The sequence below is a fragment of the Flagellimonas maritima genome (assembly GCF_003269425.1).
Classification (GTDB): domain Bacteria; phylum Bacteroidota; class Bacteroidia; order Flavobacteriales; family Flavobacteriaceae; genus Flagellimonas; species Flagellimonas maritima.
The window spans coordinates 3,614,967-3,629,435 of the sequence record NZ_CP030104.1 but is presented as its reverse complement, the minus strand read 5'-3'; the positions used below and the strand labels follow the sequence as shown (position 1 = coordinate 3,629,435).

The following is a 14,469-nucleotide window of genomic DNA, read 5'->3' as shown; positions in this document are numbered from 1 at the left end:
TACCACAAAAAGCCGGCAATAAGGGTTTTATACAAATGAATCAAAAATCATCAATCAGTAAATTTACAGTTTACAACCAAAACGCTCCTAGAATTATCATTCAGGGACGTTTTTATTGTAATGCAATAAAATAGTCCACTAACAAGTTACTATTGTAGGTATTTCTCATAAAATATTAAAAACGCTACAAATCATACTAAACTTGTGAATAGGATTAAAATTTTTGGATTTAGCGTGTCTGCACTGGTTATGTTTTTCATTATAAGTGCTGGAGGTAGGGTTGACAAAACAATCGACACTGGTAACACGCAAAATAATAGTGAACCAAAAAAAAGTAATTTCACTGGGAGAGAAATACAGATATATCTTTTGCGACAGCAAAAATTAAAGACTGCTCTGCAAGAATATTTCAAAGAAGCTATTGTTTCGGGAGAAATAGTAGGGGCTGGTGTTAGTATAGTGCACGGTGATTCCATTCTGTTTTCTGATGGCTTTGGAAAACGGAATATCAATGGTAAAGCTAATGTAGACGGGAAAACAATTTTCAGACTGGGTTCTTTGTCCAAGGGGTTTGCAGGTATATTGGCGGCAAGCCTACAATTTGAAGGTGAGTTAGGTTTCAATGACAAGGTTTTGGATTATATCCCTGAATTTAAATTTGGGGACAGCCTTAATACCCAAAAGGTAACACTTTCCCATATTTTATCCCATACCTCAGGGACGCCCTACCATAGCTTTACCAATTTAGTTGAAGCCGGAGTATCCGTAGCAAATATTGCCAAACGCTTCAATGAAGTAACACCAATTGCCGAACCCGGTACAATGTACAGTTACCAAAATGCTATGTTCGCACTGAGTCAAGAAATAATCTATAAAGTTACCGGTAACGATGTCCAGACCCTGTTGCAAAAAAGATTTTTTAGTCCTTTGGGTATGTCAACCGTTTCTATGGACCACAATACCTTGCTCAATAGTAATAATGTAGCTTTGCCCCATACCAGAAAAAAAACCGGTTGGAAAAGTTTACCCCTAAAAAATAGATACTATAATGCTATTGTTGCGGGCGGGATCAATGCCAGCGCCTTGGATATGGCCAAATGGATGCGCTTTTTATTAGGGCATAATCCAGATGTGCTAGAGCCAGCATCAATCCAAACGGTTTTTAAACCCTTCATAAAGTTAGGGAACAATAACAAATATTACCAACGCTGGCCAAACCATATAGAATCGCATTATGGCTTTGGTTGGCGCATACATACCTTCAAAAAGGATGATTCTCCGCAGATAAAGACTGTTTGGCATCACGGGGGGAGCGTAAACGATTACAGAAATGAAATTGCACTATATCCCGAAAATGATTTGGGCATTTGTGTATTGCTCAATGGCAATTCAAAATTAGCTCGAACGGTGATACCGGACTTATATAAGATTGTTGAAACGGTGTATACTGAAACATGCATTACTAGCGAATAACCCAATCTAGCGTAATTACAAATTCTCAACCAACCAATCGCCAACTTCACTTGTTTTGTAAGCCTTTCTGCCATTGGCCAAATCTTCGGTAACGATACCTTCTGCCAACGATTTGTTGACTACTGCTTTAATTGCCTCTGCTTCTTTATTTAAGTTAAATGCGGTTTCAAACATCATGGCCGCTGAGAGGACAGTAGCCAAGGGATTTGCAATATCTTTTCCGGCAGCCTGTGGGTAAGAACCATGGATGGGTTCAAACAACGAAGTCTGTTCTCCTAACGAAGCTGACGGCATCAATCCCATAGACCCAGAAATTACCGAAGCTTCGTCCGTAAGAATATCACCAAAGAGGTTTTCCGTAATCAGGACATCGTAGGAGTTGGGCCATTGGACAAGGCGCATGGCCACAGCATCTACAAATTCGTACGAAACTTCCACTTCTGGATACTCTTTTTCCATGGCTTGTACTGTTTCTCGCCACAGTCGTGAGGTTTCCAGTACGTTGGCTTTATCCACACAACATAGTTTTTTGGAGCGTTGCATGGCCATTTCAAATCCTTTTTTTGCCAAGCGTTTCACCTCGTTACGAGTGTAGGTGCAAGTATCGAAAGCAGTTTCTCCATTATCTTCGCGACCTCTTTTTCCAAAATATATGCCGCCGGTCAATTCACGTAAAAAGACCAAATCGGTACCTTCAATACGTTCTTTTTTAAGAGGAGAATTATCGATTAACGATGGAAATGTAAATGTAGGGCGTACATTGGCGAACAATCCCAATTCCTGTCGCATTTTGAGCAAGCCTTGCTCAGGTCGTACTTTTGCAGAAGGATCATTATCAAAGCGAGGATGTCCAATGGCACCAAATAGAACGGCATCCGCTGCCATACATGCTTGGTGGGTTTCATCTGGGTATGGTTCTCCAACGGCATCAATGGCCGCGGCACCCGTTAATGCTGAAACCCAATTGATTTCATGATTGAATTTTGCGGCAACCGCATCCGATACTTTTACGGCTTGGTCGATAACTTCAGGTCCAATTCCGTCTCCTGCCAATAAGGCTATGTTTAGTTTCATTATTTTTCTTGTTCATTATTTGCTTTGGCTGCGTTCAGCATATGTGTTGTTTGCTTCGACTTTGCTCAGCACGAGCTTTGTTGGTTATCATTTTTTATAACCCTAACTCATACTTTTTTCGGCTTTTTGTTTATAGATACATGCTAATCTAGTCGTATAGGAATAAGCAGTTTTTAAAAACTAAAACCTATTATTTTTTGTCACTTATCTAAATTCTCATATCTATTTTCTAAATCAAATTCAGCATTTTTTCCGTGGCCTTTATTGCAGACACCGTTTGATCTGAATCCAACCCACGGGTTGTAAAGTTATCCTTTTTTGTCTGCCACGTTATTATAGTTTCGCAAAGTGCGTCAGATGTACTCCCTGGCGGTATCCTAACGGCATAATCTACCAATTTGGGTAAAGCTATCCCCTCTTTTTGATATACTTTTTGAAGTGCATTGATGAAAGCATCAAACTGTCCATCACCTTGTGCGTTTTCTTCATATAAATTTCCATCTATTTCGATAGCAAGGGTAGTGGAGGGCTTAAGTCCCTTGGAATGGGTAAGCACATATGATTTTACAAACACCCGCTGTTGATGTAATTCACTGTTTAAAACATCGGAAATTATATAGGGCAGATCATCTTTGGTTACACGCTCTTTTTTGTCACCAAGCGCTATGATTCGTTCCGTTACTTTTTTCAGTTCTTCGTCGTTCAAGGTCAAACCGAGTTCTTGAAGATTCTTCTGGATATTTGCTTTTCCAGATGTTTTCCCCAAAGCATATTTGCGCTTTCTGCCAAAACGTTCAGGAAGTAAATCATTAAAGTAAAGATTATTTTTACTGTCTCCATCTGCATGTATTCCAGCAGTTTGCGTAAAAACATTATCCCCAACGATGGGTTTGTTGTCCGGAATGCCGAAACCTGTAAATGCTGAAACAAGTTTACTCACTTTGTAAAGAGACGATTCTTTTACTCCAATGGATACTTCTGGAACAAAATCATTGATAACGGCAACTACACTTGCAAGAGGAGCATTACCTGCACGTTCCCCCATACCATTTACTGTTAAATGCAATCCATGACACCCTGCCTTTAGTGCCTCCATTACGTTGGCAACGCTCAAATCATAATCATTATGGCCATGAAAATCAAAATGAATGTTAGGATATCTAGATATAATTTGATGAAGAAAATCAGCAGTTTCTTTATAGGTGAGAATACCCAAAGTATCGGGTAACAAAATACGTTTTATAGGCTGCTTTGTAAGAAAATCCAAAAATTGAAACACATATTCAGGAGAATTTCTCATTCCGTTGCTCCAGTCCTCCAAATACACATTAGTTGCAATTCCTGAAGTCGATGCCTTGACGATTACTTCTTCAATATCCTTAAAATGTTGTTCAGGGGTCTTTTTTAGTTGATGTGTAAGATGATTTAGGGATCCCTTAGTCAATAAATTTTGAACTTTCGCACCTGCCTCTTTCATCCAATCGAGCGAAACGCCTTTATCCACGAATGTCAATACTTCAACCTTGGAAAGGTATCCTTCCGATTTTGCCCATTCCGTAATATGCTTTACCGCATTAAATTCTCCATCCGAAACCCGTGCAGATGCAACTTCTATGCGGTCTACCTGAAGTTCTTCCAATAAAAGTTTAGCTAGTGTCAGCTTTTCAGAAGCAGAAAAAGATATTCCAGAAGTCTGTTCACCATCCCTGAGTGTGGTGTCCATGATTTCAACAAAGCGTTTTTTCATTATTGGGAATGTTCTATATCAAAAGTATTGCTACAACGGAGTGTTTTCCGCAAAAACTTCAATATCTTTTTTGATATTCAACAGATAATCGATATCATCAAAACCATTGAGCATATTCTGTTTTTTGTAATCATTTATAACAAAATTTTCATTCTCCTTTGATTCTAGAATAGTGATTTTCTGTAACGGAAGGTCTATTTCCAATTCAGTATTGGGATTCTTCTCTATCGCCTTAAAAATTTTGTCCAGAAAGCCTGCACTGACTTGAACGGGAAGCACACCGATGTTTAAGCAGTTATTCCTGAAAATATCGGCAAAAAAACTGGATACCACACATCTAAAGCCATAATCGTACACGGCCCAAGCCGCATGTTCCCTGGAAGAGCCTGAACCAAAATTTTTACCACCGACCAGTATTTTGCCACTGTAAATTGGATTGTTCAGCACAAAATTCTCCTTGGGCGTATTATCTTGGTTGTATCGCCAGTCCCTAAAAAGATTGTCCCCGAATCCTTTTCGTTCGATTGCTTTTAAAAACCGTGCGGGTATAATTTGGTCAGTATCCACATTTTCAATGGGTAGGGGAACCGCCGTACTTTTTAGTATTTTAAATTTATCGTATGCCATTTTTTTAGATTCTAGAAATTAGATTTTAGAAGTTAGACCACTTCAATTTGCATCAACTCCCTTGGGTCGGTCACTTTACCTGTTACGGCCGCAGCAGCGGCTACAAGTGGGCTTGCCAGAAGTGTACGCGAGCCTGGACCCTGTCTTCCTTCAAAGTTCCTGTTGGAAGTACTCACTGCATATTTTCCAGCAGGTATTTTATCATCGTTCATGGCCAAGCAAGCTGAACAACCAGGCTCACGGAGCTCAAAACCTGCCTCTTCTAATATATCAAGAATGCCCTCGGTCTTAATGGATTCTTCAACACGATGGGAACCAGGCACAAGCCATGCGGTAACATTATCCGCCTTTTTTCTTCCTTTTATTATTGAAGCAAAAGCCCTGAAATCTTCAATTCTTCCATTTGTACAACTACCTAGGAATACAAAATCAATTGGTTTGCCAATCATTGCTTCTCCTTCGTTGAAGTTCATATAGGCCAATGATTTTTTATAGGTGGCGTTACCACCTTCGACTTTTTCGGCTTGCGGAATGCCATTCTGGATTCCCACCCCCATTCCCGGGTTGGTACCGTAGGTAATCATGGGCTCAATTTCACTCGCCTTAAAGTAGATTTCATTATCAAAAAGGGCATCTTCATCAGAATATAATGTTTCCCAGTATTTCATTGCTTTGTCCCATGCCTCACCTTTTGGTGTATATTCCCTTCCTTTTATATAATCAAAGGTTTTTTCATCTGGTGCTATCATGCCTCCACGTGCGCCCATTTCTATACTTAGGTTGCAGACTGTCATTCGGCCTTCCATGGACATATCTCTGAACACTTTACCGGAATATTCTACAAAATATCCTGTTGCTCCTGAAGTAGTCAATTTTGATATAATATAAAGCGCTACATCTTTTGGTGTTACACCGATATTTAAATCGCCATCAACGTTTATTCGCATACTTTTTGCTTTAGGCTGCATAATGCATTGTGTTGAGAGCACCATCTCAACTTCGCTGGTTCCAATACCAAAAGCGATTGCCCCGAACGCTCCGTGCGTAGAAGTATGTGAATCTCCACAAACTATGGTAGCTCCAGGAAGGGTAATACCATTTTCTGGTCCAATTACGTGTACTATTCCGTTTTTCTCATGTCCAAGACCCCAATACGGAATGTTATGTGCCTTGGAATTTTCTTCCAATGCTTTTAATTGATTTGCAGAAAGTTTATCCTTAACGGGTAAATGTTGATTTCTGGTCGGAGTATTATGGTCGGCCGTAGCAAAAGTGCGTTCAGGATATAATACTTTGATATTCCTGTTTTTCAATCCTAAAAATGCTACCGGGCTGGTGACCTCATGTACTAAATGTCTATCAATAAAAAGGACATCCGGACCTTTTTCAATGTGTTTTACTACATGTGAGTCCCAGACTTTATCAAATAGTGTTTTACTCATGATAATTTCAATAGTTTATAAGCTGGTAAATTTAAAGTACGGAAAGAAAAAGATATCCATTCTGTTTAGAAAATTACGATGTCCAATATCAATTTTAAAAGACTTTTGTACAAATTCTAATTTTTATTAGGGGTTCATACTAAGAAAATATTTGTTTTTTAAATTAAAAATCAGTCAAAAACCTGTCTGATTAAATGGTAAAAGTAACTCCCGATAAAAGTTTACTTCCAATACTGTAATACATTGAAAGTTTATATACTGAGTTAGAGCTAATTAAACGTAACTAATTGAAATTTAACAAGTTTCATATCAATTTAACATAGCTGTAACGTTAAGGAAACGTTGAGCTTTATACTTTAGTTGAACGACCTAACAGTTTATTCATCAACAAATCAAAAACAAACAAATGAAAAAAAATTACACGGCTTTTTTGGCCATTGTTCTTATCATGGTATTCTTTATTCCCAACAGTACTTCTGCACAGCTTGGTTTTTTGCCACGCGGTAGTCAAATGGCCAAAGTTTCTCAGCGAATAGGGAATACTGATGTAATGATTGTGTATTCAAGACCTAGCGTAAATGACAGAGAAATTTGGGGGAGTCTGGTCCCTTATGGCATGAACAATCTGGGTTTTGGAACTGCAACCGAATCTCCCTGGAGGGCGGGAGCAAATGAAAATACAATTTTCAAGACTACTCATGACCTTGTCATTGACGGTAAAACTTTGCCTGCGGGAAAATATGGTTTACATATAATAATTAATGAAGATGACTCGGCAACAATTATCTTTTCAAAGAATTATAACGCTTGGGGCAGCTATTTTTATGAACAAAAGGAAGATGCACTTCGGGTTGATGTAGCAAGCAAAGAAGTACCGCATGTAGAACAACTTACATATTTGTTCAATGAAGTGGATGCTACGTCGGCTGTCATTTCCCTGAATTGGGAGAAAAAGCAGATACCATTCAAGGTTTCAACAGATGTTACTAATAACGTATTGACTGAAATACGTCAACAATTACAAACTTCTCCAGGTTTTAATCGCCAAAGTTGGGAACAAGCGGCAAATTTTGCGCTTAACAATGATGGAGACCTCAATGAAGCCATGGGTTGGATAGATGCAGCTATTGCAGGACAATTTTTCAGCCAGAAAACTTTCAATAACCTCAATATAAAATCGCAGATTTTAGCAAAACAAGGAAAAAACGCTGAAGCAAGGGCAATAATGAAAGAAGCATTGCCTATGGGTACAGTCTTTCAGGTACATGGTTATGGGAGACAGTTGATTGGGCAGGGAGAACATGATGCAGCTTTGGAAGTCTTTAAATGGAACGAGAAAAATCATAAGGGTACTTGGCCCGTGCATTATGGATTGGCAAGAGCTTATTCTGCTATGGGCGATACTAAATCAACACTTAAACATTTAAAAATTGCACTTGAAAATGCTCCAGCCCAAGCGAATAAGGACCGTGTAGCGGCCAACATTGCAAAGGCTGAAAATGGGGAGGCAATCAACTAAATCTGTTGTTTGCTGGTTTAATTGGCAAGATGCCCAGCGGAAGCTGGGCATTTTTTAACTAATATAGTTCCAAATAGATGACTGCTTCATCATTTTAGTATAGGCGCGCAGTATCATTTGATTTTCTTCTTTTTTCAGATTTGGGTCATTCTTCAATAATTGAATGGCATGATAGCGGGCCGTTTTTAAAATTTGGTTGTCCTTTACGATATCCGCAATTTTTAAATTGAGCAAACCGCTTTGTTGTGTGCCCATTAAATCTCCTGGGCCACGTAGCTTTAAATCCACTTCGGCTATATCAAAGCCATCATTGGTACGGACCATGGTCTGTAATCGTGTTTTGGCATCTTCAGATAATTTATGGCTTGTCAATAAAATACAAAAGCTTTGTTCCGCTCCGCGTCCCACACGTCCGCGTAGCTGGTGTAGTTGCGACAAACCAAATCGTTCGGCACTTTCAATAATCATTACAGAAGCATTGGGAACATTTACTCCAACCTCTATTACAGTTGTTGCCACCATTAGTTGTGTCTCACCCTTTACAAATCTTGCCATCTCATAATCTTTGTCCTTAGGCTTCATTTTTCCATGAACGATAGATATTTGATATTCAGTAGGAGGGAAGTCCCTAGAGATGCTTTCATAACCGTCCATCAAATCCTTGTAATCCAATGCTTCGGATTCTTGAATTAAAGGATAAACAATATAAACCTGTCGCCCCTTTTTGATTTCATCCTTCATAAACCGAAAGACTTTCAATCTATTGCTATCAAAACGATGCACGGTTTTAATGGGTTTACGGCCTGGTGGCAGCTCATCAATGATTGAAATATCCAAATCGCCATATAGGCTCATGGCCAAGGTTCTTGGAATAGGCGTGGCGGTCATTACAAGAATATGCGGCGGAATTTTGTTTTTATGCCATAATTTAGAACGCTGGGCTACACCAAACCGATGTTGCTCATCTATGACCGCCAACCCCAGATTTTTAAATTGCACCTTATCTTCCAATACCGCATGGGTGCCCACTAAAATATGCAGTGTACCACTTTCCAGTTGTTCATGAATAATAGTTCGGATGGATTTTTTGGTCGAACCTGTCAATAAGGCTATGTTAACATCCATGGTGCCCAGTAATTCCTTTAAACCATTAAAATGCTGGTTGGCCAAAATTTCTGTTGGGGCCATTAGACAAGACTGAAATCCATTATCCAAGGCCAAGAGCATGCACATTAATGCCACAATAGTTTTACCGGAGCCTACATCACCTTGGAGCAAACGGTTCATTTGTGCATTGCTACCCATGTCGTTCCTGATTTCTTTGATGACCCTTTTTTGTGCCTTTGTCAATTCGAACGGAATGTGCTCAGCAAAAAAAGTGTTGAAATAATTACCAACAGTTTCAAATGGCAAACCTTTAATTTTTTGCTTTCTAATCAGTTTTTTGGAGATGAGTTGCAGTTGTACGTAAAAGAGTTCTTCAAACTTTAATCGAAATTGGGCTTTTGCCAATAGCTCTTGGTTTTTCGGGAAGTGTATGTTAATAAGCGCCTCACTCTTTGAAATCAATTTTAATTCATCGCGTATTTTCTTGGAAAGGGATTCTGGAAAATTTCCTTTTGATTCCAAAAACAATTGTTGCATCATTTTGCCAATGACACGATTGGTAACCCCTTTTGAGCTCAATTTTTCCGTAGACGGATAAATGGGCTGCATGGCAATTTTTAAGTTTTTTTCATGCTCGGACAGCAGTTCCATTTCTGGGTGTGGCATTGAAAATACACTTCCGTACCTTGTGGCTCGCCCAAAAACTACGTAGGGCTCGTTGATTTTTAGGTTTTCCCTGATCCACTTATGCCCCCTGAACCAAACCAGTTCCATTTGCCCCGTTTCATCGATAAAAGTAGCGACTAAGCGCTTTCCACGTTTTTGCTCAACAGTTTTTATATGGGTTATTTTACCCAATACCTGAACATCTGCACCACTGGACTGTAATTGGTTTATTTTATAATAACTGGTCTTGTCCAAATATCGGTTGGGGAATAGGTGCAGTAAATCCAAATAAGTATATATATTCAGTTCAGACCCAAGCGTATCGGCTCTATTTGGGCCTACACCTTTCAAATATGATATGGGTGTCTGTAAAAAATTGGCATTCATAAAACTAAAATATGTAATTTGGAAGGACTTTTGCTATTTACAAAACATGAAGCTCAGCCCCATTGTAGTTTTTTTCTTTTTTGTACAGTTTTCGAACTCCCAAATCCAAGATGGAGTGGATTTTACAAGAGCCGAAGTTTTTGTTGAACCCATCGCTGAACAAAAACAAATCAATGGTAGTGTTGTTTATGAATTCATGGTTTTAAAGAATATTGATTCAATTTATTTGGACGCTGTAAATATGGATTTTTCCACAGTTTTACTTGACTCAGAAAATGTTGACTATCTAAACGATAAAACCTCCATTATTATTAAACAGCGTTTTAAGAAAGGGTCGAAACATAAAATTTCCTTGAAGTATTCTGCCAAACCTAAACAAACCGTCTACTTTTTGGGATGGGAGGATAAAAATCCATACAACGACCAGATTTGGACCCAGGGACAAGGGAAATATACAAGCCATTGGTTGCCCAGTTTTGATGATATGAATGAAAAGGTAGAGTTTGACCTTAGTTTTATAGTACCAAAAAAATATACTGTTATTTCAAATGGAAAATTGATCAAAAAAGAAAATTTACCAAAAGCTGAAAATATTCTTTGGCAATTTAACATGTTGAGACCCATGAGCAGTTATTTGGTAGGTTTTGCCATTGGTGATTTCAATAAGAAATCCATCAGGTCCACTACAGGAATCCCCGTTGAACTTTATTTTGAACCCAAGGATAGCTCAAAAGTGGAACCAACATATCGACATACGCAATTTATTTTTGAATTTTTGGAGAAAGAGATCAATGTACCCTATCCGTGGCAAAACTATAAACAAGTACCTGTTCAGGATTTTCTATATGCTGGTATGGAAAACACTGGAGCCACTATTTTTTCAAACACATTTATGATAGATACCATAGCTTTTGTGGACAAGAATTATGTAAATGTGAATGCCCATGAATTGGTACATCAATGGTTTGGAAACTTGGTAACAGAACAGAGCGGGGAACATCATTGGTTGCACGAGGGGTTTGCAACATACTATGCATATCTAGCGGAAAAAGAGATTTTTGGCGAGGATTATTTCTATTGGAGATTATTGGATACGGCTGAAGCGCTCATTAAATTTTCAGGTGATGAAAATGGAGAGGCACTAACAAACGCCAGTGCGGGCAGTCTTACTTTTTACGAAAAAGGTGCTTGGGCATTGATCATGCTCAGGGAAAGGGTAGGGGACTCCAATTTTCGTGAAGGAATACGAAATTACTTGACCGAGTATGCGTATCAAAATGTTACAATTTCAGATTTTATGTGGGAAATGGAAAAAGCATCTGGAATGAAACTCTCTGATTTTGAGAACGTCTGGTTACAGGAATCAGAATTTCCGTTTGAAGTTGCAAAGAAATATCTACTGCAGAAGAGTTCTGCTATCTCTACTTATTTTGAAATCAAAAATCAAATCGGTAAAAATACGAATACAGCTCATAGTATACTTACGAAAAGATGGGATTCATTAGGGTCAGATTTTCTAAAGCGTCGTTTGGTTTTGGATTATGCTGAAGTCTTATCAACTGATTTTTTGAAACAGATACTCAATAATGAAAGCGTTAAAGTCCGCCAAGCCATAGCTTTCTCTTTAAAAACAGTACCTATTGAAATAAAAAAGGATTTTGAAAATTTATTGTTTGATGTAAGCTATAAAACCATAGAATCTGCCCTTTATAGATTGTGGACAGATTTCCCTGATAGACAGAATTATTATTTGGACAAAACACGAAATGTAGTTGGATTGCCCAATAAAAATGTTCGTCTACTTTGGTTGACCTTGGCATTGGTCAGTCCAACATATAAAATAGATTTGAAACCAAAATACTATAATGAACTCAATAACTATACAGGCTCTGAACATCATTTTGAAGTGAGATTATTGGCATTTCAATATTTGCAGAACATTGGAACTTTCAATGATGAGACGCTCAAGAATCTAGTTGATGCTTGCAGCCATCACGTTTGGCACTTTAAAAAATCTTCTAGAAACCTACTGAAAGACTTTTTAAAAGGAGACGGTAACATAGTGCGGCTTAAGGCAATTTATCCATCTTTGACACAAGAACAACAACTTTATCTGGATAAAACTTTGAGCAAATGAGGGCATTGGTCATTTCTGGTGGAGGAAGCAAAGGTGCTTTTGCAGGTGGTGTTGCACAATTTCTGATACAAGAAGCAAAACATGAGTATGATCTGTTCGTGGGGACTTCAACGGGGAGCTTGCTCATCTCACATTTGGCTCTGAACAAGCTGGACAAGATCAAGGAAATCTATTCTTCTGTAAATCAAAAGAGTATATTCAATAATTGTCCATTCGTTATTAAAAAAAAGCACGGGATAGATATTATCGCAATCAATCACTGGAATGTCGTTAAGAATTTTTTACGCGGAAAGAAGACGTTCGGTGAAAGTGAAAACCTTCGCCATCTTATTCGGGATTCTATAACCATTGATGAATTTAATGAATTAAAAGAAAGCAACAAAGATGTAATAGTGACTGTATCCAATTTATCATTGAATCAAGTAGAATATAAATCCATTAATGATTGTACGTACGAAGAGTTTTGTGACTGGATTTGGATTTCATCCAATTATGCACCTTTTATGAGTTTGGTAAAGCGCAATGGTTGTGAGTATGCGGATGGAGGCCTGGGAAGTTTAGTACCTATTGAGGAGGCATTAAAAATGGGAGCGACCGAAGTTGATGTCGTCGTGCTTCATACAGAAGTAAATTATTTGAATCGCTTACCGGTCAGAAATCCATTTGAACTCATGACCACTATTTTTGGTTTTATGTTGGATAGAATTGAAAACCAGAATATTCGAATAGGAAAATTAGTGGCTAATCAAAAAGATGCAATAATCAACTTTTATTACACCCCTACAATTTTGACTACCAATTCATTGATTTTTGATAAAGAACGAATGACATTATGGTGGAAAAGAGGTTACCTGTACGCCAAAAACAAAAACGAGGAAACAAGCCCTATAGAGCCAGAAAAACAGGAATAGAAATCACCAAAGTTCGCCTACTTCTTTCTTTACAAAACTCAATGCCGTAGCGGAGGGAGATTGTTTTTCCATGGTTTGGTTCAAGATGTCCTCCCTTAGCTTATCAGGAGAATCCGTAGCGCTCATCCCTGCCGAGCGTATAATTTGTATGGTTGCATTCTTGGCAGCTTTTATAATATTCCAGCACTCCTCAGACATATAAATTTGTTGCGAAAGATTGTGCTCAAATTCAGTTTCCACTTGTTTTATGAGCAGATTTTCATAAGCACCTTTGTCTTTACCTTTGGGAGCAACGCGTACAACCAAACTGTTTATCGAAATTCTTTCCAAAAATAGCACCATTCTCTCGTATGCTTGAAGTCTAATGGGAAGTGTATCCTTTTGGGAATCCTTATGCAGCAAAAAACGCCTTCTACCTTCTTCGTTCCTTGTATGTAATCTAAAAAAATAAAAAGCAACGGCCCCCGTAACAACTGCAGGAAGCAAAAAAGCAAATAATTGAAAGATATCGTCTCCACTCATGGAATAGTCGGTTTTTTGGTTTTATAAAAAATAAAACGAACTAAAAACACAAAAAGTATAGCAGATAACCAGTGAAAGGCTAGTTTGTTTTAACACCCTGTTTTACATTGTCATAAAACCCTTTATAGTCTGGCTGTAATTTTATGTTGATACCTTCTTTAAAGTTCCCGTCCTTCACTGAAATTGATATGGCCTCACTTGAAATCCCAAAAGTTTTTACCAATGCTTTTGAAACTGCCGTTGTTTGATCGAACGTTGTTTCAAATTCCCCGGTAATATTTAAACCTTCTACGTTGACCTTTAATGTAGGGTTGGTCTTGATAATATTTGAAATTTTTTCGACCCAGGTTTTGCCTTCATCCGTAAGTTCAGAACCGCTATCAGAACCGAATAGCGTATTTAAGTTATTGGATATAACAATTTCTCCTTCTACAAAATCTGCCTTGGCCTCACTTCCCATAGTTTGTTTGACCTTGGAAAGTAACACGATGGCTACAGAATCATTGGAAGCTATCATCTCTGTCATACTGCTCAACTGTCTTTCCTTTCGGCCCAAAGCTGCTAAGGTAGTATTTACATTTTGACTGTTCTTTTTTGAAAGCTCTGAAAAACTGCTCAGATTTTGCAAGAGTGTCTGGTTTGCATCACGAAGTGCTATATTTTCATTTGCCAAGGTTTCCGCTTTTGCCTCACTTGAAGAGACTTTTCTTTTTGTGCTCGCAAGTTCTTGCTCAACAGTCCTCATCTCGGTCTTTAAGTTCTCTATTTGGGCTATTAATTCACTCTTCTTTTGAGTAAAGCCCATAGCCGTAAAAAATAATGCCATCAAAATGGTAAAGTGTTTTTTCATCGATTGG

General features: G+C 38.3%; 11 protein-coding genes. 4 read left to right on the top strand and 7 right to left on the bottom strand.

Annotated elements, in window-relative coordinates; translation table 11 throughout:
* The first annotated feature begins 204 nt into the window (after positions 1-204).
* On the top strand, positions 205-1,473 hold the full coding sequence (locus tag HME9304_RS16130) for a serine hydrolase domain-containing protein (protein ID WP_164674863.1): 1,269 nt from the start codon (positions 205-207) through the stop codon (positions 1,471-1,473).
* Positions 1,474-1,488: 15 nt separating this feature from the next.
* Here the strand turns inward: HME9304_RS16130 and leuB are convergent, their stop codons facing one another.
* The 4 genes from leuB to leuC all read right to left on the bottom strand — a co-directional run bounded on the left by leuB (position 1,489) and on the right by leuC (position 6,363).
* Positions 1,489-2,547 carry a 3-isopropylmalate dehydrogenase gene (leuB, locus tag HME9304_RS16125; protein WP_112379553.1) on the bottom strand — a complete coding sequence of 353 codons (1,059 nt, stop codon included), beginning with the start codon at positions 2,545-2,547 and terminating at the stop codon, positions 1,489-1,491.
* A gap of 229 nt (positions 2,548-2,776) precedes the next feature.
* Positions 2,777-4,294, bottom strand: a complete 1,518-nt coding sequence (locus tag HME9304_RS16120; protein ID WP_112379552.1) for an alpha-isopropylmalate synthase regulatory domain-containing protein — start codon at positions 4,292-4,294, stop codon at positions 2,777-2,779.
* Between the two features lie 30 nt (positions 4,295-4,324).
* On the bottom strand, positions 4,325-4,921 hold the full coding sequence (leuD, locus tag HME9304_RS16115; protein ID WP_112379551.1) for a 3-isopropylmalate dehydratase small subunit: 597 nt from the start codon (positions 4,919-4,921) through the stop codon (positions 4,325-4,327).
* 32 nt (positions 4,922-4,953) lie between these two features.
* The gene (gene leuC / locus HME9304_RS16110) at positions 4,954-6,363 is read right to left on the bottom strand and encodes a 3-isopropylmalate dehydratase large subunit (protein WP_112379550.1); all 1,410 of its coding nucleotides are present in this window, start codon (positions 6,361-6,363) and stop codon (positions 4,954-4,956) included.
* A gap of 406 nt (positions 6,364-6,769) precedes the next feature.
* On the opposite strand from leuC, the gene HME9304_RS16105 reads away from it, so the two are divergent.
* Positions 6,770-7,882, top strand: coding sequence for a DUF2911 domain-containing protein (locus tag HME9304_RS16105; protein ID WP_112379549.1), 1,113 nt, complete (start codon positions 6,770-6,772; stop codon positions 7,880-7,882).
* A gap of 54 nt (positions 7,883-7,936) precedes the next feature.
* Here the strand turns inward: HME9304_RS16105 and recG are convergent, their stop codons facing one another.
* Positions 7,937-10,042, bottom strand: coding sequence for an ATP-dependent DNA helicase RecG (gene recG, locus HME9304_RS16100; protein WP_112379548.1), 2,106 nt, complete (start codon positions 10,040-10,042; stop codon positions 7,937-7,939).
* A gap of 46 nt (positions 10,043-10,088) precedes the next feature.
* Between recG and HME9304_RS16095 the strand changes: the two genes are divergently transcribed.
* Together HME9304_RS16095 and HME9304_RS16090 are read left to right on the top strand one after the other, a co-directional pair.
* On the top strand, positions 10,089-12,179 hold the full coding sequence (locus HME9304_RS16095; protein ID WP_112379547.1) for a M1 family metallopeptidase: 2,091 nt from the start codon (positions 10,089-10,091) through the stop codon (positions 12,177-12,179).
* The gene (locus HME9304_RS16090; RefSeq protein ID WP_112379546.1) at positions 12,176-13,090 is read left to right on the top strand and encodes a patatin-like phospholipase family protein; all 915 of its coding nucleotides are present in this window, start codon (positions 12,176-12,178) and stop codon (positions 13,088-13,090) included. The genes HME9304_RS16095 and HME9304_RS16090 overlap by 4 nt, the downstream gene beginning before the upstream one ends.
* Before the next feature lie 3 nt (positions 13,091-13,093).
* Here HME9304_RS16090 and HME9304_RS16085 read toward each other — a convergent pair whose 3' ends face one another.
* On the bottom strand, positions 13,094-13,612 hold the full coding sequence (locus tag HME9304_RS16085; protein WP_112379545.1) for a DUF7935 family protein: 519 nt from the start codon (positions 13,610-13,612) through the stop codon (positions 13,094-13,096).
* Positions 13,613-13,691: 79 nt separating this feature from the next.
* Positions 13,692-14,462 (bottom strand): OmpA family protein, encoded by a 771-nt coding sequence (locus tag HME9304_RS16080; RefSeq protein WP_112379544.1) that lies wholly within the window; start codon positions 14,460-14,462, stop codon positions 13,692-13,694.
* Positions 14,463-14,469 lie beyond the last annotated feature (7 nt).